General features: G+C 56.5%; 20 protein-coding genes and 1 tRNA gene. 8 read left to right on the top strand and 13 right to left on the bottom strand.

Annotated elements, in window-relative coordinates:
- Positions 1 to 6: 6 nt before the first annotated feature.
- The 6 genes from GDR53_RS06040 to GDR53_RS06015 form a co-directional block, all read right to left on the bottom strand.
- The gene (locus GDR53_RS06040; RefSeq protein WP_193337176.1) at positions 7 to 4,875 is read right to left on the bottom strand and encodes a DEAD/DEAH box helicase; all 4,869 of its coding nucleotides are present in this window, start codon (positions 4,873 to 4,875) and stop codon (positions 7 to 9) included.
- A 214-nt stretch (positions 4,876 to 5,089) separates the two neighbouring features.
- Complete coding sequence (locus tag GDR53_RS06035) at positions 5,090 to 5,761, bottom strand: DUF6998 domain-containing protein (protein ID WP_193337175.1); 672 nt, start codon at positions 5,759 to 5,761, stop codon at positions 5,090 to 5,092.
- A gap of 55 nt (positions 5,762 to 5,816) precedes the next feature.
- Positions 5,817 to 6,899, bottom strand: a complete 1,083-nt coding sequence (locus GDR53_RS06030) for a restriction endonuclease (protein ID WP_193337174.1) — start codon at positions 6,897 to 6,899, stop codon at positions 5,817 to 5,819.
- Positions 6,900 to 7,565: 666 nt separating this feature from the next.
- The gene (locus GDR53_RS06025) at positions 7,566 to 7,997 is read right to left on the bottom strand and encodes a hypothetical protein (RefSeq protein ID WP_193337173.1); all 432 of its coding nucleotides are present in this window, start codon (positions 7,995 to 7,997) and stop codon (positions 7,566 to 7,568) included.
- 894 nt (positions 7,998 to 8,891) lie between these two features.
- Positions 8,892 to 9,668, bottom strand: a complete 777-nt coding sequence (locus GDR53_RS06020) for an NYN domain-containing protein (RefSeq protein WP_193337172.1) — start codon at positions 9,666 to 9,668, stop codon at positions 8,892 to 8,894.
- Between the two features lie 163 nt (positions 9,669 to 9,831).
- On the bottom strand, positions 9,832 to 10,236 hold the full coding sequence (locus tag GDR53_RS06015; protein WP_193337171.1) for a helix-turn-helix domain-containing protein: 405 nt from the start codon (positions 10,234 to 10,236) through the stop codon (positions 9,832 to 9,834).
- A gap of 105 nt (positions 10,237 to 10,341) precedes the next feature.
- On the opposite strand from GDR53_RS06015, the gene GDR53_RS06010 reads away from it, so the two are divergent.
- Complete coding sequence (locus tag GDR53_RS06010; RefSeq protein ID WP_193337170.1) at positions 10,342 to 11,598, top strand: hypothetical protein; 1,257 nt, start codon at positions 10,342 to 10,344, stop codon at positions 11,596 to 11,598.
- A 244-nt stretch (positions 11,599 to 11,842) separates the two neighbouring features.
- On the opposite strand, the gene GDR53_RS06005 is transcribed toward GDR53_RS06010, so the two are convergent.
- Both GDR53_RS06005 and GDR53_RS06000 read right to left on the bottom strand, forming a co-directional pair.
- A complete protein-coding gene (locus GDR53_RS06005) occupies positions 11,843 to 12,505 on the bottom strand; it encodes a hypothetical protein (RefSeq protein ID WP_193337169.1) in 663 nt (220 codons plus the stop codon).
- Positions 12,502 to 12,933, bottom strand: coding sequence for a RusA family crossover junction endodeoxyribonuclease (locus GDR53_RS06000; protein WP_193337168.1), 432 nt, complete (start codon positions 12,931 to 12,933; stop codon positions 12,502 to 12,504). Before GDR53_RS06000 ends, GDR53_RS06005 begins: the two co-directional genes overlap by 4 nt.
- A 428-nt stretch (positions 12,934 to 13,361) precedes the next feature.
- On the opposite strand from GDR53_RS06000, the gene GDR53_RS05995 reads away from it, so the two are divergent.
- Together GDR53_RS05995 and GDR53_RS05990 are read left to right on the top strand one after the other, a co-directional pair.
- Positions 13,362 to 13,889: a hypothetical protein gene (locus GDR53_RS05995; RefSeq protein ID WP_193337167.1), complete on the top strand. Its 528-nt coding sequence runs from the start codon at positions 13,362 to 13,364 to the stop codon at positions 13,887 to 13,889.
- Between the two features lie 457 nt (positions 13,890 to 14,346).
- Positions 14,347 to 14,474 (top strand) — tRNA-Arg (locus tag GDR53_RS05990).
- Here the strand turns inward: GDR53_RS05990 and GDR53_RS05985 are convergent.
- Both GDR53_RS05985 and mobF read right to left on the bottom strand, forming a co-directional pair.
- Positions 14,445 to 16,121 (bottom strand): recombinase family protein, encoded by a 1,677-nt coding sequence (locus tag GDR53_RS05985; RefSeq protein ID WP_193337166.1) that lies wholly within the window; start codon positions 16,119 to 16,121, stop codon positions 14,445 to 14,447. The two genes, GDR53_RS05990 and GDR53_RS05985, sit on opposite strands and share 30 nt — an antisense overlap.
- Before the next feature lie 252 nt (positions 16,122 to 16,373).
- Positions 16,374 to 19,052, bottom strand: a complete 2,679-nt coding sequence (mobF, locus tag GDR53_RS05980; protein ID WP_193337165.1) for a MobF family relaxase — start codon at positions 19,050 to 19,052, stop codon at positions 16,374 to 16,376.
- A 259-nt stretch (positions 19,053 to 19,311) separates the two neighbouring features.
- Between mobF and GDR53_RS05975 the strand changes: the two genes are divergently transcribed.
- From GDR53_RS05975 to GDR53_RS05965, 3 genes are read left to right on the top strand one after another with little or no spacing between them, the layout of a single operon-like run.
- Positions 19,312 to 20,136, top strand: coding sequence for a P-loop NTPase family protein (locus tag GDR53_RS05975; protein WP_193337164.1), 825 nt, complete (start codon positions 19,312 to 19,314; stop codon positions 20,134 to 20,136).
- A complete protein-coding gene (locus GDR53_RS05970) occupies positions 20,126 to 20,446 on the top strand; it encodes a hypothetical protein (protein ID WP_193337163.1) in 321 nt (106 codons plus the stop codon). The genes GDR53_RS05975 and GDR53_RS05970 overlap by 11 nt, the downstream gene beginning before the upstream one ends.
- Positions 20,443 to 20,763, top strand: coding sequence for a hypothetical protein (locus GDR53_RS05965; protein ID WP_193337162.1), 321 nt, complete (start codon positions 20,443 to 20,445; stop codon positions 20,761 to 20,763). The genes GDR53_RS05970 and GDR53_RS05965 overlap by 4 nt, the downstream gene beginning before the upstream one ends.
- 5 nt (positions 20,764 to 20,768) lie before the next feature.
- Here the strand turns inward: GDR53_RS05965 and GDR53_RS05960 are convergent, their stop codons facing one another.
- Positions 20,769 to 21,155, bottom strand: coding sequence for a hypothetical protein (locus GDR53_RS05960; protein WP_193337161.1), 387 nt, complete (start codon positions 21,153 to 21,155; stop codon positions 20,769 to 20,771).
- Positions 21,156 to 21,216: 61 nt separating this feature from the next.
- On the opposite strand from GDR53_RS05960, the gene GDR53_RS05955 reads away from it, so the two are divergent.
- Both GDR53_RS05955 and GDR53_RS05950 read left to right on the top strand, forming a co-directional pair.
- A complete protein-coding gene (locus GDR53_RS05955; RefSeq protein ID WP_193337160.1) occupies positions 21,217 to 21,696 on the top strand; it encodes a hypothetical protein in 480 nt (159 codons plus the stop codon).
- Positions 21,689 to 23,560 carry a hypothetical protein gene (locus GDR53_RS05950; RefSeq protein WP_193337159.1) on the top strand — a complete coding sequence of 624 codons (1,872 nt, stop codon included), beginning with the start codon at positions 21,689 to 21,691 and terminating at the stop codon, positions 23,558 to 23,560. Before GDR53_RS05955 ends, GDR53_RS05950 begins: the two co-directional genes overlap by 8 nt.
- Positions 23,561 to 23,726: 166 nt before the next feature.
- Here the strand turns inward: GDR53_RS05950 and GDR53_RS05945 are convergent, their stop codons facing one another.
- Both GDR53_RS05945 and GDR53_RS05940 read right to left on the bottom strand, forming a co-directional pair.
- Positions 23,727 to 24,638 carry a WlaTC/HtrL family glycosyltransferase gene (locus GDR53_RS05945; RefSeq protein WP_193337158.1) on the bottom strand — a complete coding sequence of 304 codons (912 nt, stop codon included), beginning with the start codon at positions 24,636 to 24,638 and terminating at the stop codon, positions 23,727 to 23,729.
- A 753-nt stretch (positions 24,639 to 25,391) separates the two neighbouring features.
- Entirely contained in the window at positions 25,392 to 26,837 is a 1,446-nt protein-coding gene (locus GDR53_RS05940; protein WP_193337157.1) for a competence protein CoiA family protein, read from the bottom strand.
- Positions 26,838 to 26,852: the final 15 nt, after the last annotated feature.

Raw genomic sequence — 26,852 nt, 5'->3', positions numbered from 1 at the left:
CAGGCATCAGTCGATGTCCAAGGCGGGCAGTGATCGGACAATCTTCATAGTTTCGAGGCTGACCGTGATCACACGTTGGAACAGCTCCAGTGGGTAGGCAGGGTTGCCGACAGTCTCGATGGCGTAGCAGTTGGCATCGTTGACAATATCACTGCCCTTCTTGGTTGTTGGATTATATGTGTCTTTCACTACGGCTTGTCGCTCCATCACCCATTCCAGTGCCGGCTTGCCATTGACGACATAGTCATAAGCCTCCAACGGGATGCCCGTCATGGTGATGTTGGCGTTGTAGACCACGGTAGACTTGTCGAGACTAGGGCGCGTTCCTCCGAACTTCATCTTCTCGACGCGGTAGAACTTTTTGGGGTCAGGGATATTTGCGAGACGCAGATCACCCTGTTTGATAGTCGTTGGGTAGGGATCCACGGTCTCAAAATTCACATGCAGGTCAGCGAGCGCTCGCCCGGCACCGCTGAAAGCCCAAAAGTCTTCAGCTTTCTTCACGTTCGGGATACGCGGCAATTCCTTTGAGAGATTGTCCGCGAAGCTGGTCCGATACGCCTCAGAATGAAGTAAACCATATACATAGTAGAAAATATCTTCTTTGGATATTTTCTCTCCCATGTATGCGTTTTTAAAGTTGCGGAGACCTTGGTCAGTTATGCCGCTGTGCGTGTGAAATTCATTGGCGCTGCTAAATAATTCAGCGCCGACATCATCACCTTTCCCCGTGAAAAGCGCCAAAGGGAAGCACTGCGCGCCATCTACATCAGCAAAATGAATGCTCGGCACAGCATTAACTATAAGCGCTGAAAACTGACCTCTACCACCTGGCCCTGAGAGGCAAATCGCGACGTTCTTCGTATCGGATTCGGGAAAGAACCGAGGCATTAGATAACTGCTCCAGTTCAGGGATCGATGCTTGTAGACCCACATCCTTTGGAATGGCCGATACATTGCTTCTTGGACCGCTTCGGGGTGATACTGGAGCTTCACGCCTCTTTCAAAATTTTTAAGAGTAGCTTGGCACCACTTGAATCTGGTCGGGTTTGGATCCGGTTTGTATCCCTTCTCCCCGCCAGCTCGATCAATCTCGCTGTTGAAGAAATCGATCGAAGACCGAACACGCCGTTCCAGGGCTGATCTCGAGAAATCGTAAACCCAGACATCTCGGTTGGTTTTCAAACCTGCGGAATGCGTTTCAAAAACACCATTGGCATCCCCGCCCTTCGCAGTGATGCTGTTGTATTCTGCAAAACCTTTGGTTCGTTGATCTATCCAATCGTGATGCTCGTCTGGCTCGACCCGCGACCAGGCGTTTGAACGAGTTATGCCGCCAATACTCCCGAAATCCTTTATTATGGCGAGTTTCTGTTTCTGGTCGAGATAGTCCCCAATATCATGAAAGAAAATCTCACCATGTTTCTCAGCACTAGGATTTTTCGTGAATATGCTGATGGCAATGGGCGTGCGAGTGCCCTCTCCGAAGACGTTTCCTTTTTCTCTACGGCGCTGCTCGCCAGAGGTGCGTGCGTTCCCTCGAAGATGGAAAACATGAAGTGAGCTAAATTCTTCCCGAAGACATTTGCGGAGTCCGTCAAGCGCGGCCCCATCTACCCAGCCTGCGTTCGAGACATAGGCCATGACACCGCCGCTACTCTTAAGCCGGTCGCTTCCCCAACGGATGGCCCGAATGTAGCTGTCATAAATAGCGCGCTTGTTTGTCATCGAAGTGTGCGCTGCGTAGGTGTCGCGAATGCGTGCGTCCAATGTTGGATAGATGACATTTGCCGCGTCGTCGTTCGCGCTTGTTTGTCCGGCGGAGTAAGGTGGATTTCCGATAATAACCCGCAGATCCAACTCCTTTTGCCGTTTTCGGCGGTCAGAATTGTCCGGCATCAGCTGGGCTACCAGATCCTCGCCCTCATACATTTGAAAGGTATCCGTCAGGCAAATACCCTCAAACGGCACATAGTCATCCCGTTCACTCAAGTCGTGGAACACTGCCTCGATATTGATCGCCGCTATGTAATACGCAAGCAGCACAATCTCGTTAGCGTGGATCTCGTGCCGAAACTTGTGCTCGAGTTCTTCAGGCTTGATCAAACCGGATTGAAGCAGACGGGTTATGAAGGTTCCCGTGCCAGTGAATGGGTCAATGATGTGCACACCCTTCGAGCCGATTGTTGTGCCAAACTCCGATTGCAGCACTTCGTTCACCGAGTGAATGATGAAGTCTACTACCTCGACCGGTGTGTAGACAATTCCGAGCTTTTCTCTCAAGCGTGGGAAAGCTTTACTAAAGAACTTATCATAGAGCTCGACGACAATCCTCTGCTTGCCTTCTGCATTATCGATGCCGGAGGCGCGGAACCGAACGCTGTCATAGAATTTCTGGAGGCTCTGGGACTCCTTCTCGATGTTCTGCTTTTCAAGCACATTGAGCACCGACTGCATGGCCTTCGAGACGGGGTTCTCGGAAGTGAAGCTGTGCCCCTCAAACAGGGCTTCGAACACCGGTTTGGTGATGAGGTGCTGCGCCAGCATTTCGATGGCTTCGTCCTCGGTGATGCTGTCGTTCAGGTCATCCCGGAGCTCGGCCACGAAACTCTCGAATGCAGCGCGCTCTTTTGTGTCCGGTTGTGCGACCAGGGCCTTGATCCGCGTGATATGTGTCTGGGCGATCTTGGCGATGTCGCCGGCCCAGTCTTCCCAATAGGTCCCGCGCCCACACTTCTTGACGATCTTCGCCATAATGGCCGTAGCGAACTCGTCGAAAACAAACGCCGTCTGAGTGGCAACGTCTCGGGCGATCAGCGGACCGTCAACATAGTCCTCGTCGCCATTGCGACCAGCGCTGCCAATTCCGGCCGCCTCAGCCTTGGCCGCCTGTTGAGGCATGTCATTGGTCACTGCGATGATTTCGATATGAGCGCTGACATCAGCGCCCAATTCCATCTTGTTGATGGTCGCGTCAAACCGATCATCGTGGGCGCGCAGCGCGTTGAGGATCTGCCAGACGACCTTATACTTCTCATTATTGTTGAGAGCTTCCTCGGGCGACATCCCCGCCGGAATGCCGACAGGCAAGATGACGTAGCCCATCTTCTTGCCTGCAGCCCGCCGCATCACGCGGCCGACGGACTGCACGACGTCGATCTGCGACTTGCGGGGATGCAGGAACATGATGGCATCGAGCGCTGGCACGTCGACGCCTTCAGACAGGCACCGTGCGTTCGACAGGATACGGCAGGTGTTATCCTCAGTCTCGTCCTTGAGCCAGTTGAGCAGCATTGTCCGGCTCTTCGCATTGAAGGTGCCGTCAACATGGTTCAGTTCGCAGTCGAGGGCTATCTCACCATCGGCTAGCTCCACGTTACCGAGATACTCATTGACCACCCTGGCGAACTCGCCTGTGATCAACTTCGAACTCTTGATGTCCTTGCAGAAGGCGATGGCGCGCCGCATCGGGTGCGGATCCGAAAGCACGTCTGGCTTCAGGTCGATCTTTGTCAGGGCCTTGTAACACCCGATGATCTTGGTCGCGTCATCGAGCAGCAAAGAGCTGTCCGCATCCATCAGCCGACGCTGCACACTGGTGCTTACCATCTGCTCGTCCACCGCAAGCACAATGACCTTGTAGTCGGTCAGCAGGCCGTTCTGGACCGCCCAGGAGAACCCGCGCTGGAACAGCACCGCACCATACAGCTCCTCATCATCCATTGAGCAAATCTCGACGGAAGCCTCAGCCGCTTTGGTCTTCACACCATCGCCGTAGATGCGTGGCGTCGCGGTCATATAGAGACGCTTGTTGCCGCGGATGAACTCCTGGCGGTGCACCTTGACGAAGTTGGACTCTTCGCCCTCAGCGAACGTCGCACCGGTCGTGCGATGGGCTTCATCACAAATGATTAGGTCAAAGTCGGGAAGGCCGTGCCGCTGCTGCGCATCCGAGATGACCTGGATGGATTGATAGGTGGAGAAGACCACCGTCATCTCATCGGGCGTCTCGTGGTCGAACTTCTGAGCCAGCTTGCGTGGATCGGTGGTCGCCGGGAAGGCCAAGTCATGAATTTCGAGATCAGCGACATCCTCGCTAGCCCGACGCTTGCCAACCTGGCTATCGGAACACACTGCGAAGGCGCGTAGCGGCGTTTGCGTATCAATCGTCCACTCGCGCACGGTCTGTGACATCAGAGCCAAGGACGGCACCAGGAACAGAACGCGCTTACCTTTGCCGGCCATCCGTTCGGCAATCTTGAGAGCTGTGAAGGTCTTGCCAGTGCCGCACGCCATAAGCAGCTTGCCACGATCGGCGGTTTCCAGGCCCGCTTCCACTTCATCTAGGGCTTCGGCCTGATAGGGGAATGGCACCTTCTTTGGAGCCAGCACCACACGCTCATCGCGCTGATAGACACTCCAGTCGATCGCGCTGGCCGAGAGATCGCTCAAACCAATGCGCATGGTCTCAATCTGCTGATCACGTAGTGCCGCCTCGGCGTGCTCGCTCCACTCAGCGTCAGTGGTGTCGATGATCAGACGGCGGGCAAATGGCGCCTTGCCGGATGCTGTGAAGAAGGAGTCGATCTCGCTCTTCGAGATGCGCTTATCCTCGTCGTAGAATTTGCATTGAATGGCACAGAAGCCGCCGCTGTCACGCATGCGCGCCACCAGGTCGATGCCAGTGTCGCGACGATCAATACCATGCGCTTGGGCCCAGTCTGAAAAGGGCCACACCTCGTCATATTGTGCCGTCTGGAGCGGATCATTCTTCAGATAGGCGACGCACAGCCGCTCGAAATAGGTGCCCTTTTCACGCTCGGTTTTCGCTGATTGCCGGTAGTGGTCGAGGATCGCTGCGAGCGCCTGATCCATGAAGTCCCCCAAGTCGAATTCAGCTTTACCGGCGCTCGCCTACGTTCTTGAGACGCTGGTGCCGGGCACGTTTGATTAAAATCACCAAATCAATGTGCGGGACGATAGGTTTATGCGTGACAGGTTGTCCAGCAACCCCTGCAGTGAAATGGATGGCTTATACAGGAATGGGCCTCCGTCCTTGCCTTGGCAGCTTGTGGCGGCATATTCTTGATTAGGATGTCATCGCATTGATCGTCTTGATGATGTCGGCCCCAAGCTGACGTGTGTTTTTGGGCTGGGAATTGCCATTGAGCAGATCGACACCGACGGAGGCCGCAATCTTGCGAAGGAATGGTTTTGCTACTGCCTGGGTGTGACCTTCGATCAGCACGGTGATCGTCCCGTTCTCATATTGTCTGACCAGAAGATTTTCGAACTGAGCTTCGGCCGATACTATGAGGTCTTCTAGCGGCTTGATGGGCCTTGAGCGCGTTTGAATACCGAAAGACAGCCGATCGCCCAAGTCGCGACAAAGTGCCATTGCCTCAGCCGCACTGTTGTCTAGAAGCGTTTCGACTGAGACACCGTTGTCGTCGTCTATGTTCACCCGCAACACCATGACACGATCAACGAGCTCAAATGTTTTGGCATTGAATGAGACATGCGAGCTCGACGTGATCGTCTTGACGGAGATGCGTTCGTTCTCCGCACTGATGACGTCGTAGCCGCGCTGGTTTGTCTCCAGGGCCATCTGCCCGCGGGTGATCATCGCCGCATAAAGTTCGCCGATACGGCCGGTCAGATGATTGAGCTCGGCCGGCGCCACACCCCAGCTCAGTTCTTTCTCGAACCAGGAGAGCGCCTCGGCCAACGACTGAATGATCTGGACCTGCGATAGAGCCACTACAAACCTGCCATGATGCTTAACCAAGAAGCGCTGCGATTTTTAACCTGGACGGTCAGTCCTCTGAGACCAAGCTCCAAATCCGCTTGAGCGGCAGCTCGGCTCGCAAAGTCTCAGGCAAGCGGTCATAGACCGAAAAAAGCGCTTCCATGATCTCGTCTCTTCCCCAGAGGCGCACCCTGAAATACAGATCGTTTGTTCGCTGTTTCACAGCCCCTGTAAAACCGGACCAGCTCACCAAAAGACCGTGCTCAGCATGGGTGTCCTGGATGGTGCCCAAAAGACCCTGCAAGGTGGGTTGATCAGCCACAACACCACCTGACTTTACCTGCACGACAAGCCGTGGTCCGTCAAAGCCAAGTGCACCCTGTCCCGCGACAATGTCCACTCCTCGATCTGCACCGGGAGGGCTTACACGTGTTTGGTAGCCTTGGGCGCGCAGTATAGCGGCGATCAACTCAGTAAACGCGTGACCTGCAAAGTTTGCGGCGATGTGTCGTTCAATCTGGTCGCGAGCACTGATCGCAAAGTCCGGTTCGCTCTCTGCCGTGTCCATTGATGCCGAATTGCTCACATCAATTGGACCAGGGCCGCTTCGGGGACCTGGGTCTCGGCCCGTTGCCACGAGTGCGGCAAAACGCTCTGCGGCTTCATTGCGGGAAATTTCGCAGATGGTTTGCGAGGCACCAAGACTGAAAAGTAGGTCCTGTTTGATCGCGTCCCTTGGTAGATCGGTGCGCAACCATTTCACGCGCCTGGTCGGCCTGCCTTCGCTATCGATAGCAAATTTGCCGATGATCTGGCCTATCGCAATTTGGCCTGTCGTTTTTAGCGGCGTGATGGTCAAATCGCCTTCACTGACGACATTAGCGAGCTGGTTCAGCTGGACTGCCCAATTTTGTAGAGTGCCGGCTTTTTGCTCCGGATAGGCTTCTTCGACAGCAGGACCGATATTCTCTTTGGCATGATCGGCGGGGAAGTTGGGCATTATCCAACCCGTGGCCAGCACACCGCTAGTCAGTGCGTCATTCTCCTGCTCGCCAAACTTGCCGAGACGAACTAACCAAACCCGCGCCATAAGCCCTCCGAGAAATTCTCTGTCGATGAATGGTTTAGAGCAAAAATCGGGGGGCGTCATTAGACCGGATATGGCGAGATCTAGCCCGACCTCTTGTTATCGCTCGACCATGCGCCCAGTCCCTCTTTAACGCGCTTGGGTTGGTGATCTCGGATTGGTTTCAACACGATGGTTACATAATGCACTGTGCGGAGCTTTGGAGTCGCGGCATCTGCGCGATGCAATGTGGCGCCGGTATTGTGGGTTCTTGTAGGACGCACCGTCGCAGTTCAGTTTGATCACACAATGGGTGCCTAAGGCGACACCACCCGCATCGTCAGCCCTGCTCGGGCTTGATCAACGGATCATGACGCGGACGGATTGGACGGCGAGGGCTTAGTTCATCCGTCGGACCCGAGATCGAACGGCTCAAGGCTTTTCCATGGTCGCAAGCCGGCTGTTGAGGCTTGGCGCTATTGAGCCTGCTGGGTGGTGGCGTGATCCTAATTGTATTCGCAGGTGGCGGTGATGTCGGCGTGGGCCAGGTTCAGAACGACGCCCATCTCAAGCGCCAGCTCATAAGTCTCGGCCAGGCGCTCGGGATCTGTAATCTCGGACATGCCCATCACCGACGAGCGCGCTACCACACAGTAGTCCATGTTCCGCATTGGCACATGCTCGATGGCAATGCCGTGCGCCGAGGTTGCGATGATAATTAGGATCGCAGTCGCACTCATATCGTGGACCTCAATTTTTGACGCAGATGGCATTAATCACGCCCGGCAGGCGCTGGTAGCGGTAATGAAGCCTCTCAGCTTCACGCTGTATGCCGGCGGCAACCTCATCACTCACCGGCTGGGTATTGATCATAAGCTGGTGTTTGGCGAGCAAGCATCGCTCCATAGTAAGAAAGCCGATGTCGCTGAGGGATGATGAGCCGCCAGTAAGTTGGCTTGAGGACACGATAACGATCATGGTGAAGAGGTTGATGTTGTGCTCCGTAGTTTTTAGCGTGGTTTGAGTTCTATAAGACGTTGCTGGGATGGTGGCACGTGGTTGGCCGGCTGCTGAATATCCATCGGTCGTGACCTGTTCCCCGTTGCCTGAGTATTCCTCTCGGTCTGAACTAAGCCATGCGCTTAGTGGCGAGGTAGCAGCCCCACATTGGTCGATACCCATATGGGCTTTTCACTAGAGGACCGAAGACGCCTTGTCGACGTGACGCTCCATCGAGGCAGCCTTGGCATCGATGGGTGTCCAGTGCCAGCTGAGCCGTGTGAAGAAAATCTCGCTGGCTCCCATGTGAGTGCGGAGGTCTGCCGGCATCATCCACGCCCCGCACTGCCTAGAACTGCAATTGCTGCTGTCGTCCACAGTCGGCTCGGATAGAAGCGTGACCTCAGGATACCTGACTCGGTTATCACTGATGCGCTGCCAGGCCGGACAGTTAGTTAGCTAACTCGAACGGCTTCACCGCAATGGTGCGAGAAATTGGTCGTCAGCAAAATAGCTATTTCCCCAAGCCGACCAGCGCTACCAGGTCGCACAGCGAATGAGTGAGCTAAAGACGCAAATAGCTATTTAGGTATTTGGCTCACGGCATGATTCTTTGGATGAAAAACGACGGCCGAACGCTGATTTCTTCGCCGATTTGGTATGCGGAATAAGTTGTCATTTCCAGAAAAAAGCGAAAATTGGGGCAATCTGTCAACGTAGCGACAACAACAGGTAACATTAGGGCCGATTTTGACGGTTTATGAGGTCATATTGGCCTTATATTGGATCGCTAACGTTACATTTTGGACCGTTAGTTCTCCGTCTTGGCCGCTAATGTTACATAAATCATTCGTAATGTTACATTTTTTGGCCCCAATGTTACATTGGATGCCTTCATAAGTCGCTTGAAATGCCTTCCTTCAGACGTCCCGTCGGTCAGCGGCAGAGGAGGATAGGCGTGCCGGTGACGGTGGACACCCAGTAGATCCCCATCACCCACCCGCTGCCCATCTAGGACTTCGCTGTTCCCTATGTCTGTATGGACCGGCGGCTCCCTCTTTAGAAAGTCAGCCCGTCCTAATCCCCTAGACGTAGGCGGCTTGCATATCGATTTCCATTCTGATGCACCAATGTGACAGACGATAAATCACCTAAGAGCGCACTCAGGGTCCGCCGCCTATAGGTCCTACTGTCGAACCCCGGCTGGCGCAGTGCTATCTGGTCACCTAGCGCTTGCATGCTGACTGGGTCGTCGCCCGGCGCCAGATCAGACAGCGCTGCCAGGACAATGTCTTCTGCGTCGATCGGTGAAAGACTCCAGAGGGGTGCTGAGGGCGCTTTAGGAGCTGCTGGCGGCGCGAGTGACGCAATGTCATGAAAGGCTGCGCACGCCCTCCTGAGGGCTTCTGGCGTCGACCTGTTGCCATAGACGATGACGTCTTTGCCGCTCTCACCCAGGCGCCGCACAAGCGGGGTAAAGTCGGCGTCGCTCACGACAAGCACGTAGGTGTCGATATTGCGGGTGAGCAGCAGTTCCACAGCGTCGATGGCGAGGGCGATGTCCGCGGCATTCTTGCCAGGCACTATCGATGGCATGTGCCGCGCGACAATCCCACGATGGCGGATCAGTCTGGTCCAGCCCTCGGCCGCTCGTCCGGTGTAGTTGCCATAGGCACGCAGAACACAGAGCCGTCCCTGGCTTGAGAGATCGTCCAAAACCTTCTTTGCTTCCTTCGGCGCCACACTGTCGCCATCGATGAAGATCGCCAATCTTGGACGTCGAGGAACAGAGAGACCCACGATCTCGGTCGCCAGGGCCCTGAGCCTAGTCAGTGCCTGATACATCACGCCCATCAGCGACCTCCCAGCTGGCTACAAGGCACTTGAGCGCATGGATGCGTTCAACCGTGGGCATCGGCAGCCGACCGCCTGACCCGAGCGCCTTGAACCAGAGCCGTTCGGTGAGCCGATCACCCGGCCGGTGAGTGGAGCGTGTCAGCTTATCAGCGTGCATCGCCTATTTCCCAAAGATGGCGCGAACGGACGAACGGGCGCGGGTGGTCAGTGTCGGGTCGGTGTTCCCGGCGGCGTCGCGTATCTCATTCAACCAGGCGATCTCGTTCAGCGTGACGATCGTGCCGAAGATCTCATCGAACGTCCTGGCTGCGGTGCCCCCCACCCACTGCTCAAGGGCCAGCTGCAGGAGCCGCCGCGGGTCTGTCTTGAGCGCCTTGGCGAGGGCGGGGACGCGATCGATAGGCAGACGATTGCTGCCAGTCTTGATCAGCGACAGCATGTTCGTATTGATGAAGCCGGTCTCGTTAGCGATCTCGGCCTGCGTCCTGATTGAGCGGAGCTCGAGAATGCGTTTCTGCAGAAAAATCGTCAGGCGGGTGCCTGCGTATGGTTTGTTGGCCGGCATGTCATTCCTATCAATCGAGTTAAGTGTCTGTGCTTGATTAGTTTATAGCGAACACGCGCACGGGAATGAGCGGCAGGAAATCGTCGGCTGGTCAGCCCGAAAGCTATGCTCGTGCATCATGCTTTCGAATCGACCCAGCACCTCTATGGTGCGCACTTGATTCTGCAGCAAGGTCACACAGTGCGCCTAGAAGTAGCCCTCACTGCCGTGGATAAGGCCCGTCCGGTCACCGTTCTGCATTACGTCTCCGCTCCGACCGGAATGGCGCAAGCTCGCTTCAATGGACGGGTGGTTCTGCGTCCAAAGATCGATCTGTCCTGTTACTCGTGCCGAGCGGTCATCGACCTGATTGAGCTGAGGATCGATCTTACAAAGCCCACACAATGGAAGTGGGTGAAATTTGAAGTCGACAAGGCCTTGGGCGGCAACTGCTTTGTAGAGTCAGTCCCCTCACGCACCGTGTCGCAAACGTTCACAGTTCGTCTCCAGGAGCCCGTAATCGAGGAGCTAAGACTCGTCGTATCTGCGTTGCGCGCTGTGTTTGGGCTCGAAGCTGAGCCGGCGATCAGCGAGCTTGAGATCAGCGTGGACTTTAGGCCCGTAACCCCGGATCAGGCGGCACGTGACTTAATGTTCGGCGTTCTGGTTCGACACCACCTGCCGGAAATCAATATTTTTGAAGAGAGCAGGGGTCGACCCCGATATGCCTGGGCACGTGGCAAAGGCAATTCGAGTTTTGTTTTTGGCGATCGCAAGACTACCAACTCGTTCGAGAAGAACATGTTGACCTCAGAACACGACAGGCAGCCTCCTGTGGACGCCACCTATTACGTGGGCGCTGAGGAGTCTTCCGTCCAGTGGAGCGTTATGGACAAGGTCAAGGACAAGCAAAATATCGGTGCGGGAACCTTTGTCGCCCTGCCCGAGGTTGACTGGCGCACTCGGATTGAAGTGACGTTTAAGGAGGAAGCTCTGAGAAAAGTAGGTGTGAACACACTCGGAGACCTGCCGGAGATGGACTTCGCCCGGCTTCAGCGGAAATTCTTCAACTTCAAACTAGCCACTTTCGAGGCTCGCCCACCAGGGAGGTTGAAGGCGATATCTGACGCCATCGAGCTACTCAGAGCAAAGAAGTTTTTGGTTGGTGGATTTCTCGGGTTGGCTGGACGAGACACCGTTCGCAGCACTAAGCGGGCGGACACTCGCGCCGATCTCATAGAGCAATTCCGTCTCGTAGGCCGCCGAGTGCCGCGCCAATTGCGAAGAGGGACTGGCACATCAGGGACGACGATGGCTTTCGCTGAGCTTAACAAGTTGGTCGAGACTGCCTTGAGGCACCTGGGTGAGAGAGTCTCAAGGTAGGGGGAGCGTGCGGGACTCTATGTATTACAAGTTATTAGAGCCATGATCGTGAGGTTGGAACAACCCAAGGCTTTCTGGGCATGTTGAGAAGCGAAATCCTACTAAACAGCGTTTTCCGAGTGGAAAAAAGCTGTCACGGCCTACTGAAACGTTAAGCGAATTTGCTCGCCATATAGGGTCATTCCCCGTCCGCGTAAATCAATCTAAACCACCAAGCTCACGGAAACCCACGTAGGCTCTTCGTTCAACCAACGACCGTGGCAAGAGCCTGATCCACGGCGGACAGGATAAGTTCGACATCAGCCGCGGAGACTTCTACCCCTAAATCACCGTGGATAATGAGGTTTCGCGTATTTATTAATTCCCTCAGACGTATTTCTACATCGTGTCCAATAAGTGCGTTCATGGCCAAGGACTGCACAGCGGTGCCGGGGGTCAGAGGCTTTGAAGTTGTGCTTGGCGCAAAAGCGTGGGCGAGTGCCTCAAGAAGAGGCCAAGCCATAACAAACGCCTCGCGAGCATGGCCCTGGGCTACTAAAGTCTCTAGCTCTAGCTTTCTTGATCGGATCTTTTCTGGCTGAGCTTTGGGAACCTGAACATTCTGTAGGGGCCTCCTGCCCATATAGACAACTTTCAGCTGCCAGTCTGAGTGCTCAGAGAATAGCCGCCTTATCTCCTGAATTTTTCGCTCAGTGTTAGCGCCCTGAACCCCTTTAACCTCAATCGCCAAGTTCATCCCAGATTTTCGTGCAACTGCATCAGGGCGATACGAACCAAGAAATTCCGGCAGATCCTCACCCCGAGGATTAGGTGTGAATATGAAGCCGCTAGACTCATATTGTGATCGCAGAGTTTCAAGGAATTGACGTTCGGTCTCGTGAGGATCGTCTTCCGTTGAAGAGTTCATTGGAGCGTCCTCCAGCCAAAGTCGTCGTCCACCCGAATGTAGACCACTGGTGGGGTTAGATCTAGCGCTGCAGCCAGTTGGTCAGTTGGCGAAGTCAGCTGCCAATCCACATCAGGCTCAAGCTTCTGTGCGACGATGCGCTCGATGACTTTGTCGTCCAGATACACAACGGGTATCAGACTATCTAGAATGGGCTTGATTATGTTGTCGATGTCCCCCTCCATGGGGGCCGCGGTGAAGTAGAGAATTGTGACCGCCAGCGCTCTGTGATCTAGAAATCCGAGTTCATATGTTTCCTCACGGCGGGCGAGAGCAATCTGTTTTAGATGCTCCATCCACTGCTGTTTCGAATTTGCGCTCGCCTGCAACGAGATAGGGGTGGCCTGAACCAACATTTCGAATGGAAATAACTCGTCCTCCTCAGCCATGACCTACTTGTTCCCCTTGTCCCTTTGTATTCATATGAAACACGCCAAATTATTGCGATCAAGTCCGGATAACCCCAGTTGGCAAGGTGAGGGCGCTCCAAATCCAATCAAAATATTGAGGTCAGATAGGCAATACAGTTGCCATCGCGATCTCTGTATGTGCAGGCGTTTTGCCATTTACAGTGGCGAAGCTGAGATAGTTGATGGGGGTGGGCATGCGAAACATTATAAAATCGGCAACGATCGCTGCATATGGCTGGTGGTGGTTCTTTGACGGGCCTGAAAAGTCGAGAATCCATTCTGATATGGGCCAATTAAACGCTAGATCCGTAAGAAGAATTTCCTCTAGATACTCTGTGGTAAGAGCAATACCCAAGTGCGCAAGCAATGACGATTCAGACTCACGAGCTCAAAGAATAGCAGACGATTTGAACCGGCTGGCACCGTCTCTCGACGCCACAATATCGCTGACTTCAATATCAGCGGAGCTGTCAAAATTGATTGAAAGTTGGAAGGCGGAGCAAGTCACTAACGTGACGTTTGCGTCCGGTGCAACTAAGTTACTTTGGTTTTTGCGTTCATCTGGTTGGACCGTCTACGATGCCTTGGCTGCCGATGGGCTCGGAGTTCCGAACAGCGGCGATACTCTCAATCGCATGAAGGCTTTTTACGCGAAACTGGACGATCTCAGATTCAACACAGCTTCAAGGCAATTGGACGAAACCCTCCTTGCAAGATTCTGGCCGGTATCAGGAAGCCGATCACTCGACTACATATTGTTGGAAGCGGCGAAGAAAAGTTGTGATCGATTTCGAAGTGACGACTTGCTCAGCAAGCTTCCCCAGGCACATAGGGCTTCGATAGAACAAGCCGTCGATGCTACGGTCTCGACCCTCAGCGCGCGACCCCTGTTCGATCACCTGACAGACCTATGGGATTTGGCGCCGCTAGACTGACTGATAAGATGGCTACGAAGCAGCCAAACATCCTGGGCGTGCCATTTCTGTAAACAAAAGCTCGGTTAACTAGAATTTCGTTCTTCGCAGCCTGCTATGGGAGCAGGGGGGCGAGTGTTCGAATTACCCCACTCAATGATATCGACCGCGCGTCTTCGGCGATGTATGCCAACGAGGTTGGCGGCAGCATTGCTGTTCTGGTTGGTGCCGCGCTTCAATCTAAGATAGGCGAAGCGTAATTTTGGACGTTATTTTATCATCCGAGCTGTTTTTCGACGCTGATCATAGATTCTCGACCGCCGCTGTATGGTTGTTTTTCGATACGCAATCCACCTTGATATAGGTCGGATCTTATAACTTGAGGATAAGCTCATCGTAGCTGAGGGGTTCGAGGGCTACGTCGATGCCGCGATGAACGCCAACTCGCGAGATTTCGCGCCCGAGACGGTTTGCAAAGGCGTCTTAAGTCATTGATCTACAATACCCCTAAATGACCTGGGTTTGCAAAAAGTTCCATATTTTACAATGAATTACACCAGACTACGAATCTGGGGGTCAGGAGTTCGAATCTCTTAGGGCGCGCCATTCTTGTATAAAACTGCGAACACCATTCGCTGAAAATGTCCCCTCAGCGATCGAGCGGTGTAGGCTGTGCGTACTGCCTACGATCATAACGCGCTTGTCCCCAACAATGACCCTGCCAACGACACTGCGCAAATAATTGCGGCGCAGGATGGGCTCGCCGTTGCGCAGCTTGTCCTTTAGGGCCCGCGAGAAAGCTTCCACCTTTTCGGGGTGGAGCTGGGCAACCGGAGCGGCCTGCGCTTCGGCTCGTATGATCGTACGCTCGACCTTGGCTTTTTGGGACCGCAGTTCCTGAATTCGGGCAGACAGGCCTTCATCGATACCAAGGTCACCTGTTTCGGCGAGCCGGTACAGGTTGCTGATGGCGGTATCGAGCCTTTCGCGCTCAGTCCGCAGAGTGGTCAGACGAGCGTCGACGCTGCTGGCGAATTCGGTCCTCCGAGCAATCAACTTCTCGAGCATAGCTTTGACGCGCTCGGGCGGCAGGATTTGATCTTCGACGGCGTCGAGGATCATGCAGTCGAGGTGGGGCATCGCTATACGGTTGCCTTTACACACGCTGATCCCTTTTTGGGTCCGGTTCGCGCAGGCATAATAGGCATAAATCTTGCCGTTCTTGGAGGTGCCCGTGCTCATGGTCATGCCGCCCCCACAATGTTCACAAGTGGCAAGCCCGGTTAGCAGTACCGGGCCTGTGACTACACGCGGTGGCGTTACCTTAGGATTATTATCCACTAATCTTTGCTGGACCGCGTCGAACTGGCTTTGCTCGATGATGGCTGGAACCTTGAACTCGATGAGTTCGCCTTTGGAAGTCTGTGGACCTTGGGTAGAGTTACGGATCAAATAACGGCCGCGGCCGACATAGACCGGGTTGGTCAACAGCTTGTGGAGCGGGCCGACTCCGAAGTGGCATCCCTTGCGAGTTTGGTAGCCCCGCTTGTTCAGCCAGGCCGCTGTTGCCGTGACACCAAGGGGCGGAGTGCCGCTGGCGGGATCGCCGTTAAGGTAAAGATCAAAGATCAGCCGGACCGTGTCCGCCTCGACCTCGTCGACAGCCAACACTTTCTTGATCTTCGTGCCCCGCAGTTCTGCTGCCACCGCCTTATAGCCCAAGGGAGGCCTCGACCCGTTCCAAAATCCCTGCTGCGCATTTTCGCGCATGGCGCGCGTAACATTTTTGGCGTTCTCAACCGAGGTGTGCTGGTCAAACAAGGCCAAGAACTGCCGAACCAACTGCTGGGTGGGGTCGGTGCCAGAAGGCTGTGTAGCTGAAATCAGATCGACACCCGCTTTTTGTAGGCGCTTCGCTGCAATCTCCATACCGATCAGGTCGCGGTAGAGACGGCTATAAGAGTGGACGACAATCGCGTCGAACGGCCGCTCAGCACTGCAAGCCAGATCCAGCATGCGGTTGAGTTCTGCGCGAGCCGGGTTGGTACCTGATGCACCAGCGTCCACAAATATGGTTGCCATTTCCCAGCCACGGCTTTGGCAGAAGAGTTCGATCTGATGCTGCTGGCTGGGCAACGACACGTCCCCTTCTGCCTGGCGCACAGTGCTGACACGCAGATAAGCGGCAACGCGCATCGGTTTTGCCGCGGTCAATTCTGCTTGGATGGCGCTTCCAAGCGTCAAGAGGTCCATCGTTCTTACTCGCACTTACTGGTTCAGCCAGCACCGTCGCGCAACTAGGCGAAAATTCAAACGTCTGGGTTGCTGCCTCCACAGGTTCGAAGCAGCCGCTCAAGCCAATCCCAAGTAACAAGCAGCTCAATCGCTGAGAGTTCTGCTTCTGAAATGTCTTGGTTAGGGATGAGATCACACATCACGTCGACCTCATCGCTGCTCCTTCCATGAGAGGTGGCGCGCAGCGCGGTCCGTTTCAGGCAGGTCTGCCTATTCATGATCGAAGTCCACGTCAGCTGAACGAGTGCGCGGAGCACCGGGCGCCGTCTCGATAAGGTCATGGGAAGACTTGAAACTATCCAGACGCACAGGTTCATAAGTCAGGGGGGCAGGTTCTGCGGGCCGTTTCAGAGCCTGCCAGTCGTCCGGCGAGATAAAGTCCAGCGTCGACGTCTTTTTGGGATTGCGCGCCCAACGGCCCGCCAGAGCCGCTTTCAGTCGTACGCGCAGCGTTTCCGGTAGGCCCCGCTCGAACTGTTCGAGGCCTTCGAGCGAACTGCGGTCGACAAACAGCGTGGTGCGTTCGCGCGCCCGGCTGCACGCGACATAGGCCGCACTGCGGTCAAAGCCGGCGTCGGCGAGCACCAGGGTTTCCTCGACCGTTAAGCCCTGCGCAGAAAAGATGGTGCTGGCATAGGACCAGCTCAGACCCACCTGGCCCTTTTCGTTGGCAAGATCGGCCAGCTTGAAGCGGATTTCCCGATTGCCGATGAGCGCGGTAATCACTGTGTTCATCGGCTCGGGGGCGGGCAGGATAGCGGTGACAAGGGCCGTGCTGCCGTTCACCACTTCAAGGCCAGAGTTCTTGACGGTGAACCGAATGCGGTCCCCCAGCCCCAACGACATGGCAAAGACCCTGTCATTGGCATAGCCGGTGAAGCTGACCAGATCGTCGCCCAGTTCCCCGGCATTGCGGCAGTCGTCACGAATGGACAGGGCAATCTGGCGGATCTGGGCGTTGGAGCGCGCCAGTATCAGCGGCTCGACCCCGGCATCGACACGGCTGCGCCAGTGTTCGACGATGTCTTGCACAGCCGTTTTTGTATTGTCGGTGAAGCGAAGGTCGTCGTGTTCGTCCAATGCCGTCAACGCCGCGTCGGCGCGGCCAGCACCAAAGTCGCGAACCGTCTGGCGGCCCCATTCGCTGCGCTGTCGCACAATGGTGTCGATCCTGTGCGTGTCGACGGCGCGCGCCACCAGGTCCAGTCCGGAGCCAGCACCAATGGGCTTGAGCTGCTGGCGGTCGCCGACCAAAATGACCTTGGCGCCGGCCGCCTTGGCTGCTGCCAGCAGGGCTTCGGTATCGGCTGCCGACTGCAGCCCGGTTTCGTCGACCACCAGCACGGTCTTTGCATCGAATACCTTCTCGCCGCGCTTCAGTGCAGCCAGCCATGCGGCGGTTGCCCTGGCCTCCACGCCAAGATCGGCACCCAAACCCTTGGCGATCTTCCAGGCCGTCGCAGCCGCAATGACGTTGTAGCCGGCATCCTGGTAACACCGGACCGGCACCGTCAGCGTCGTGGATTTGCCGGTCCCCGGGCCGCCTTCGATGACGCAGAGGCGTCCAGTTGCGGTCGCGGCAAGTGCCGCATCGGCCTGCTCTGCAGACAAGCCTTTGGCGCCACAGGCAGCATTTACGGTTGCCGCGTCCAAGCCGAAGCCGGAAGCTGCGGCCAAGTCCTGGGCCAGGGAGACGACCGCCATTTCAGTGCGGATCATCTCTCTGGTCGAGTACAGGGGCAAGCCGAGGGAGTCTGCCCCAATCTGCAAGACCCCGAACTCTGCGAGCTCAGCTTCTGCGGTACGGGCGCGGTTTACAGGCAGTCCGGTTCCGACCAGAGCGGCCATGCTGGCCCGCACCAGTTCGAAGCGGTTGAACACAGCTTCATTCTCGACCAATTCCTGCGCCAAGGCTTCGAGACGCTGGCGATAGAGGGTTTCACCGGCAAGTTCGTCGGGCTCCTGACCAACGGCCAAAGCCGCCGGAACGATATCGTTCGGATCAAAATCCTGGCGAATACAGGCTGCTCGCCAGATCTCCAGACGCTCGTCCTGTGTCTGATCGAGTTTGGTCGAGCGCGTGCGTGCGGCGGTCTTTGCCGCAAGGGCCGGAGACGCGGTGCTCGTTGTTCCAGCGACTTCGAGTTCATTCTTGATCTCGTTGCGACGCGCGGAGAAATACTCGATCAGTTCTGGACTGATGCCCGTGACCTCAAACATGCCGTTTGGACCGGTCACCTCGATGGAAAAACCGAGCTTCATGAACTGGTACGCGAGAGCCGCATGAAGGGTGGCGCCCATCGGCATTTTGGCGCTGCGCAGCAACATCGAGTGCAATGAGCCAGCCGTGCCATCATCACTGACGCCGGTATTGAAGAACACCGCATGGAAATGCGAGTTCATGTCGCTGAACACGTGGCCATCACTATGGGGCGCGGGACGACTGTCGGGATGAAGAAAGACAGCGGCCGTGAGAGACACTTTCTCAAGCTGCATGCCGCCCCTGCCGCGGCGACGATAGCCCGCCAGATCCTGGCCGACTTCGAGGGTTTCGACGGCAGCCTCCCTGATAGCCTGCAAGATTGGCTCTTTGAGCTCCGGGGGTGCAAGAGCCAGTATCATGCTCAGCGTTTTGAAGATCGAAAGGGTCATGTCGAACGCGGGGACGCGATCGACAATGTGACCGCCAGTGTTGCGGCTGAGGGGTAGACCATTGGCATCTGCCCCACCGTAAAGATGCTCAAAGGCGGTGAAGTCGACGGGTTCGCCATCGGTAACACCCAAGCGACTGTTGGGTGCGAACCAGAAGCTTGCAGCTCCGTTTGAGTAGTAGGCAAGGGCCTGACGGTAGTAGGATCCTGGTGCAGATTTGTTGAATGTGACGACCATTTAAGGCCTCCGCTCATTGAGGAGGCCTCCCAGTTATCGCTACCCAGTTCCGCTGAAGGTGAAATTGCTCAGTCGGGGCGACCCGCGTCGTTTTACAGGTAAAATGGCGACACTCTTGGCTGGCTCAAAATGTGCGCGACCAAGAAAAAAGCGCAACAAACCCTTGCATTACAACACGTTGATGAAACGGAGCAATTTCACCTTCAAGGATTTCGATTTGGGTCATGCTGCTCGCATCGTGTGAACAGGGGACGCAAAAATGTGGCCAATTACTTCTCGCAAAATCGCAATCTACGAAATCTTCGCCGCCGTCATGAACGGCAAAGGCGGGGTCGGAAAGTCGACGCTGGCTCAAATTCTCATCGAGTGGTGGCTCTTCAAAATGCTGCACCCTCTCGTTGTTCAGGTCGATGCTCAGGCTAGGCTTTCGGAACTCAATAGCTTCGAGATCACCAGCGTCGCGTCCACCCCCGAACTGATGCGCGCCAATCCCGCCGAGCAGCTCTCCCGGTTTGCTGTCATTACGGATAAGGCGGAGGCAGGTGGCAAGGCCAGCCAGCCCGTTCTGGTAGACATCGGCGCCAACGAGGATTTGAATTTTGCCTTCTGGGCGCAGCAATGTGAGTTCTCCGCCGATCTCGAAGAATTTGGGTATCAGCCGGTAATTTTCGTTGTGTTCACGGCCGAGCAGGAGGCCATCGAGAAGGCGGTCGACGCCGTGCGGGCGGCTCAGCGTGCGCTTCCAATGGGTCACGTGGTGCTGGTCGAGAATCAGCGTTTCAATGCTATCGACCAGTTGCATCCTGCGAGTTCAGCCCGGCAGGCGTTCGAGCGGCTAATGGCGGCCGCGCCGTCGGCGTCCTACATCGTCATGCCCAAGATTGCTGGAGACAGCTATGCCCGCTTTGAGCCGCATCGGCTGTCGTTCTCCAAGGTCGTCCAGATGACGCCGTCGGAAATTACTGCTGTCACCGGTCTGCCGCGCGCCGATGCCAAAATTTGTCGTGGTGACGTCGCGTTTTTCCTGGGATCCATGTTCCAGCAGCTCGACGACCTTTTTGTGGGAGGCGACCATGAAGCCTAGGCTGAGTGGCAAAGAAATCCTGCAGGCAATTCACGACGGCAACGATGCGCGCGCCGAGAAAGCACATGCTCTCGCAACCGAATTGCCGAAAAAGAAGAAGATCACGCGCGACGACATTCGCGCAATTGGCATGCTGGACCACCAGCTAACGCCTTTTCTGGAAACCATACGGCGCACCGAACTTGAGGTCAGAATCGGCAAATGCATCGAAAGGCTGCGCCCCTTGGGCGCGGCCGCTACCGCATTCTGCATTAGTGTCACCATCGCCGTCGTGTGTTTGATGGTGGCAGCAGCTGGCGGCATGTTATGAGGCGGCTGCTGTGGACTGTCGCCACCGTCTGTCTGTTGCAAGCCGCAGTTTTGTCATTTGTTCTTGTGCCGATAAAGGTGCAGGGGTTTCCCTCGATCGGGCAATCACCGGCCGTTTGGTTGATCCTCGACTTGGATTTCGTGCTAAAGACCTCGGTATGTTTCGAGGCGCGTGAGCCGGCTCGCTGCATTGCAGGAATTGGCGAAATTTTCGCATTTGCGCCCCGGCTCGGGATAAGGATCGTCCTCTGCTTTCTGGCGGCTGCGTCGGGTGTGGTGTCGTTTCGCTGGCTCTACAAGCCGCCAAATCCTCAATGAGCGCATCACTGCTCGCTACAAATGCTGTCCAAATTGAGCAGAAGATTCAATCCATCGGGCGTGAGACGCACCTGGCGCGCGCGCCGGTCTTCTGGATGGATCCCTTTTTCAATTAGCCGCAGTGCCTTGGTGCCAGGCGCGCCTTCGGACAGGAGATCCGTATGGCGCAAAAAGCTTGAATAAGGGACCTCCATCTGGGCGCCAATACTCTTCAGAGTTTCCTGCCCTGTGGCCAATTGGGGCATTTGGCGCCCAATGCGAATGAGAGCGGCCGCCGCTCCAATCGGCATTCCTGGGTCGACAGATCTGAGCAGATCCAGCGATCGTTCCAGTTTCCTCAAACCAGCGCTGAAAACGGGCATCTCTGCGGGGTTCATAAAAAAGAAAAACATTCACACCTCATTAACCCAGGATCGTGGTTCATCTAGATATCTGGTTTATTTTAGAGGGAATGTGTCCAAAGACAAGCGGACATCCTCCGACATCGTATTGCTGCGGAAGGCCACCATGACGACGCCTGCAAAAATTCAGAAAATCCTAAAGCGTCTCAATGGGACTGCGGATGTATCAGCGGACGTGCGCCTGCCTCTAGAGCGGCGCCTGAGGCTTGGATTGCCGCAGATAGAGGCGCTCCGGACGTGGGGACTGACCTGGCGTCAGATAGCCCTCGGCCTGCCTTCCTGGACACAAAAGGACGGCACTGCAATTTCCGCTGATCAGCTTCGTGGTGCCGTCTCTCGAATTCGGGCCAAGCAAAAACCGCGCCCAGCAATTGCTGAACCGTCGCAAGCTGCCCTCCTCGTGCAACAGCCACCGGCTACCCGGCATCAGTCGGTGGAAACGGCTCAGCATCCTATTTCACCGGGTGAGCCATCGCGTTTGTCCGCTCAACTCGCCCTGACAATCACATCCAGAAAGCCTAAGTATGACTGAACATGAGCATCGTCTGTACCGCCACCGCAATGACGACGCCTATGTCGAGGCAAGTCGCGACGACCTTTTGAGGCATCAACTCAAGGTTGGGATCAACCTCGCCTGGATCGAGGTACTGAATGGCGGCGCCCCTGGGCTTATTTTGCCAACTGGCGACGTCGATATGCAGGAGCTAGAGCGGTGCCGATTGGCGATCATCGACTTGCATGGAAAGGCAGCTCCCGAAACGCCATATGACGAAGAATTTTATCAATATTTGACGCCTGAACAGCTGCAGGCGCTGAAGCTCGGCAAGCCGATCATCATGATGTGCTACGTGGAGCGGCAGTTTGAATTGTCCATAAAGCGCAAGAACTCGGATCTGCAAAATCGCGTGCGAGATAGCATATCGTTCGGGATGGCGCAGGCCCTGCAGTACCTCGGCCGCTATATGGCAGAGCCGGACGTAGCACTTACCAAAACTGTCGATGGCGTGGTCCGGGATGCAGCGGCATTGATTTCGGTTGAATGGTGGCCGCAGGCTGGCCGGCTCAAGGCGAAAAAGCCCTCGGAAAAGCGCAAGAAAAAGCGCCCAAGGCCGCCTATCGAGCAGAGCTCTGCCCCGACAATGGAAGAGCGTCAGATTAGGCTTTTAAAGGAGCGCTTCCTCCCGCTTATGGAACTGCATAGAACTGGGGTTCTTTCAGCCTGCCGGGCGCTGTTCATGAAGCCCGACGCCTTTGAAAAAATAATCAAAGAGGACGTACTTGCTGCCAAGAAAAGCGACGAGGCGCAGGATCTTGAGAGGCAATTCTGGTATAGCGTCGCTGCTGGACTGCTGCGCTGCAACCTCCATGACGGTGAACAGGCTTCGGCGCAGAGGCCCATAAGCGAGGCGCTCAAAACAATGAAGCCGGTCGCCCGCGCCGACCAAATGCAGTTCCTCGGCGTTACCAAGAGTCAGGTGTCGCCAGCCGATCTTGTTGCTCTGGCATATTTCAAGCTCCCGGACGCCTATCGAGTGTTCCCAATTCATCACTTCTATTTTCCTGACTTTGAAGCAGCTGCCGCTTTGGGTGAGCTTTCCCGCCACCAGGTGGCAAGAATTGACATCAGGACCGCCGAGCGTCTGGCCAAGCTGCTCGAACTGCCGACACCGACTGCGAAACAAGTATCGCGGAAGCAAGTTCCACCGACGTTCACCCGCGAGCAGTTTTTGCGCTATGCCATGACTCGTATCGGTTCAGAGCACTGGTGGACCCAGGTTTTGAAAATTACGCCGGACAATTTCGGCATTCGATATATATGGCCGGGAATGGACGCCCGTCCATCGGAGGTCGATTTTCACTCTCGTTTGTATTGGGAAAACATCTCCCGTATCGAGCTGCTGGGTAGCCTGCAGCGGGAGGTCCAAAAAGGCTACATTGTTCAGTTTCGAAAGCCCGTTGATGCCCGCATCTGGAAGTGTCCACCCGGTCCAGTCGGCGCAAACGTTGCCATCGTGGATAAGGACTATCTAGTTGAGTACTGCAAGGATCCCAGCGCCTGGGCGGAAGTGCTGGTCGCATTGTTGACATTGCGAATGCGTTTTGAGGGCGACAATCGCTTTGAACAGACCGTTACGCCGCTGCTGCCCGGCTATTACCTCACTTTGACCCGCATCGCGTCGGCTACCCTCGTATTCATGAGAGCATATTTCCCTGAGCGATGCATACGAAGCGAACTCGATCTTCAGCACTACTCTCGTTTTTTGACAAATCGGGAGTTTGACACGATTCGATACGAGGGGGAGCTAACTGGAAATGCCATCCTGATCAAGCTGGGACATGACAAGTCCAAGGAGATGATTCAACTGGCGCGAAAACTCGGATTGGAGAGCTCGTAATTCGTCTCAGTAAATGCTTTCGCCTCCGAGCCACCAGCCGTCCAAAAGAGCTCTAAGAGAAAGCGCGCGGCCAAAAACCCGAAGTTTTCAAAGTGTTAGTCCGTCGGGATGATGGCTAGCCGAACTAGAGGTGCTATGGCCAACCACGTCAGCCCGGTCACTCAATTTACCGCCGGCTCTGCCGCCAGGCCTGAAAGGCCGCCTCGGGAAAGTCGCCCGGCAGATAGCAGTCTTCCGGCGGCGCCAAGCGGGTGCGGAATTCGTCCAGCAGCAGCCGCCAGCGCACATAGAGCGGCGTCTTGCGGCCGTCGAGCGGCGCGCCAAACAGCCAGCTGACGGCATTAGAGCCGCCCCCGACATGGGTGCGCAGCACACGTGCGCCGGGCAGGCCGCCACGGAATAGCAGGGTGCCGATGGCCATCTGCTCATTGTCCCACTTGCCTGCCGGCAGCCATTCCTGCTCGACCATGAAATCCATTCGGTCGGAGAGTTCTTCAGCAAAGTCGCGGGCGACGATGAAATCGGCCGCGCTCATCATGGCCAGGGTGGTCCCCACCATGCGGCGCGGGAACTTGCCGATGCGCATGCGCTGGCTCAGGTGATAGGTGGTATAGAGGCCGAACTTGATGCCATCGAGATCGGCCGCCGTCAGCTTGATCGTGCCATCGCCCAGGTCCGGGATCATCCGGCAGTGCCCGGCATCGATCCAGATCAGGTAGTCGGCATCGGTTTCACTGGCAGCGCGCTTCATCATCTCGAGCTTGGACATGACGATCATGCCGTACTCCGCGACGTGGAAGGAAATGTCGCGTCGATTGACCGTCTGGCTGGTGGAGACGATCTCCCTGATCCGTTCGCCATGGCGGAACATGGTCAGATCATCTCTCGCCACCCGGACGATGCGATCCTCCGGCTTGAGCACGACACCGCTGGCGTCAAAGGCCGGGTCAAGGAAAACCAGGAAGGGCAGCCGCGTCTGCAGCGTCTGATTCAGCCAGCTTACATACTTGTCGGCGGACCGATTGTCATAGCGGGCCCGTCCAATATCGTAAAAACCGGTCACGGCGGTGATCAGCATCTGCTCTCCAGTTCAGACGGCGAGGCATGAGCCTCTCAATTCTAAAGAAGTGCGCGCCGCATGGTTTGGGCGCCAACGATTAGAGCTGACTAACGCAGTATCCGATTTCGGGCTAGCGCTTCTGCAGAGATAATTTCCCCGTACCAAGCAACAGAGAGACTCCTCTGTTTGTTCAGCGGTGAACTGGGCGTTGGCGGCATGTCAAAGCACGGTCATGCATCCCGCAGTTATGCTTTCTGCGTGAACACTCACATGAAGCGACAGGTACTCAAGGTCAAAGCGTTGAGTGACAAATCTGTATCTGCCGCCACTCAGTCCGGCCACCGCATCCCCTCTCAAATGCCGCTGACTTTGACACCGACCCGCTAGTGCTGGGTCGGTGAAGCCAGAACTGCGATCGCTGCGCTGCGCGCGCATTGGAGAAGGGAGCCTGGCGGTGGCCTTGACCCAGAAGCAGGCCGCGGACGCCTGCGGCGTTGCCCCAGTGCCGGTGGCACTGGGGGATGTGATGTTAGGCGGCCTGCTTCTGCGTCAACCTCGGGCTCGGTTGTCTGGATCTGAATGAAGGGCTGTCCCCAACACCTACAGCAGCCCCCTGTCTTCCTTTCTTCTCTCTTTCTTACAGTCCCTGAGATTGGCCGCCGTTGGGCGGCCACTTGGCGGAGCACTTACCCCGAGCTCTTGCGAGTGGAGTAAGTGGACGCCGGCATGGATGGGCCTCGGATGGCCCATCCATGCCTCGCTTTCTTGCGACTAAGCGCGGCTTGCCGGCAGGCGCATCTTCGGGCCGAACCTTGGGGCTTTCATCAGCAGCCGACGTCCGAGCCAGGGATAAAGTGCCGCAATCATCCCGGCGTGCATGCGGAGCAAGGGGCGCACCTTCCCCGTGCTGGTGAGGAGGGTGTTGAGACGGGCCATGGTGGTGGGATCCACCGCCGCCTTGATCGAGGGCAGGGTGCTGAACACCATCAGCACCAGCGGCGCCCAGTGCAGAGCATGGCGGCCGGCCAGCAGCGTGCCGAGTCGGCGCTGCAGCTCGCGTTCGATGCTGGGACGCGAGCCGGACTGGTGGGTGACGAAGACCTCCACCTGCGCCAGGAAAGCCAGCACCTTGCCGACATCGCTGGTGATGGAGCCGTCGATACCGGGCCCACAGATGAAGCGCGCCAGGCGCGTCCACTGCAGTCCCACGGGCGCCAGACCCTGATTCATTGCCGCGGCCCTGCAGATGGCCTGGCGCTCGGCGCCCAAGCTGGCACTGACCTGGGCCGCGAGTTCGCGGCGATAGCGGCGCTCCCCCTCTGCCTTGCGCAGATTGGGGGCCATCATGATGACGCCGGTCCCGACCGGCGCCGTCTCCCAGATGTTGTGGATCGGCCGATCTTTGACCAGGCGGGGCAGGATGCTGAGCTCCTGCAACTGGAACTGCCCATCCCGGAGGGAGCGCCCGATCGAGGTGTCGTCGATGGCGAAAATCCGCCCCGCCATGTTGAGGTGCAGATCGCAGAAACCCTGGTGGGACAAGCGCGACAGGTCGGCGGCGCCGGTCAGCCAGACGTGGTGCACGCCCATAGCGGCATAGTGGTTCTCCCGCTCCCGGATGGTGGAAATCGGCAGGGTGGCGAGCTGCAGATCGAAGGCGATCTGCTTGCCCTCGAAGAGCGCGCAGACGTCGGGGACGCGCCAGCTGCCATCGGCGCTGAGCCGCTTTTCCACCTGCACATCGGAAAAGCGCGGGTCGTGGCACAGGCAGTCGGCCAGAGCGTGTTTGAGGGTATGGTGATCAAGACCTTCCTGCAAACCAGCAAACTGGACAGCCCCGACATTGTGCACACCCGGCACGGTGCGGCAGGGGCAGGGCGGTGCATCCGTATCGGCAACATGGCGGAAGAAGGCCGCTAGGCCATTGCGAGTGACGCCGGGGCCGGCCGGGCGCTGAGCCAGATGGACCGGGCGCTGGCACACGGCGCAGAGAAAGCGCGGGGTTCCGGCTGCCTTAGCAGCGTGCACCTCGGCGCGCAGTTCGGCCAGTCCCACCGGCGTCAGCGGATCGAGCACGCTCTGCGTGGTGCGCAGCTGCTCGCCGGCAGGGAAACTGGTGTCGATGACCATGGCAATGGCGCGATAATCGCCATTGCCGTCAGTCTGGCCATCAGCGGCGAGCAAGGTACGGGCCGGGATATTGGTGTTGTCAGTCATGAGAGAAGCGTCCTT

This window comes from Devosia beringensis (assembly GCF_014926585.1).
In the GTDB taxonomy this organism is placed as follows: Bacteria; Pseudomonadota; Alphaproteobacteria; order Rhizobiales; family Devosiaceae; genus Devosia; species Devosia beringensis.
Note: the sequence above shows the minus strand (reverse complement) of the source record. Positions and strands in the feature narration are given on the sequence as shown.

What these genes read in the sequence shown, in the direction of transcription:
- GDR53_RS06040 (WP_193337176.1), bottom strand. Translation starts at nt 4,875, where the DNA reads ATGGATCAGGCGCTCGCAGCGATCCTCGACCACTACCGGCAATCAGCG.
- GDR53_RS06030 (WP_193337174.1), bottom strand. Translation starts at nt 6,899, where the DNA reads ATGACGCCCCCCGATTTTTGCTCTAAACCATTCATCGACAGAGAATTT.
- GDR53_RS06025 (WP_193337173.1), bottom strand. Translation starts at nt 7,997, where the DNA reads ATGGGTATCGACCAATGTGGGGCTGCTACCTCGCCACTAAGCGCATGG.
- GDR53_RS06020 (WP_193337172.1), bottom strand. Translation starts at nt 9,668, where the DNA reads ATGGGCGTGATGTATCAGGCACTGACTAGGCTCAGGGCCCTGGCGACC.
- GDR53_RS06015 (WP_193337171.1), bottom strand. Translation starts at nt 10,236, where the DNA reads ATGCCGGCCAACAAACCATACGCAGGCACCCGCCTGACGATTTTTCTG.
- GDR53_RS06010 (WP_193337170.1), top strand. Translation starts at nt 10,342, where the DNA reads ATGCTCGTGCATCATGCTTTCGAATCGACCCAGCACCTCTATGGTGCG.
- GDR53_RS06005 (WP_193337169.1), bottom strand. Translation starts at nt 12,505, where the DNA reads ATGAACTCTTCAACGGAAGACGATCCTCACGAGACCGAACGTCAATTC.
- GDR53_RS06000 (WP_193337168.1), bottom strand. Translation starts at nt 12,933, where the DNA reads ATGGCTGAGGAGGACGAGTTATTTCCATTCGAAATGTTGGTTCAGGCC.
- GDR53_RS05985 (WP_193337166.1), bottom strand. Translation starts at nt 16,121, where the DNA reads ATGGACCTCTTGACGCTTGGAAGCGCCATCCAAGCAGAATTGACCGCG.
- mobF (WP_193337165.1), bottom strand. Translation starts at nt 19,052, where the DNA reads ATGGTCGTCACATTCAACAAATCTGCACCAGGATCCTACTACCGTCAG.
- GDR53_RS05975 (WP_193337164.1), top strand. Translation starts at nt 19,312, where the DNA reads ATGTGGCCAATTACTTCTCGCAAAATCGCAATCTACGAAATCTTCGCC.
- GDR53_RS05970 (WP_193337163.1), top strand. Translation starts at nt 20,126, where the DNA reads ATGAAGCCTAGGCTGAGTGGCAAAGAAATCCTGCAGGCAATTCACGAC.
- GDR53_RS05965 (WP_193337162.1), top strand. Translation starts at nt 20,443, where the DNA reads ATGAGGCGGCTGCTGTGGACTGTCGCCACCGTCTGTCTGTTGCAAGCC.
- GDR53_RS05960 (WP_193337161.1), bottom strand. Translation starts at nt 21,155, where the DNA reads ATGTTTTTCTTTTTTATGAACCCCGCAGAGATGCCCGTTTTCAGCGCT.
- GDR53_RS05950 (WP_193337159.1), top strand. Translation starts at nt 21,689, where the DNA reads ATGACTGAACATGAGCATCGTCTGTACCGCCACCGCAATGACGACGCC.
- GDR53_RS05945 (WP_193337158.1), bottom strand. Translation starts at nt 24,638, where the DNA reads ATGCTGATCACCGCCGTGACCGGTTTTTACGATATTGGACGGGCCCGC.
- GDR53_RS05940 (WP_193337157.1), bottom strand. Translation starts at nt 26,837, where the DNA reads ATGACTGACAACACCAATATCCCGGCCCGTACCTTGCTCGCCGCTGAT.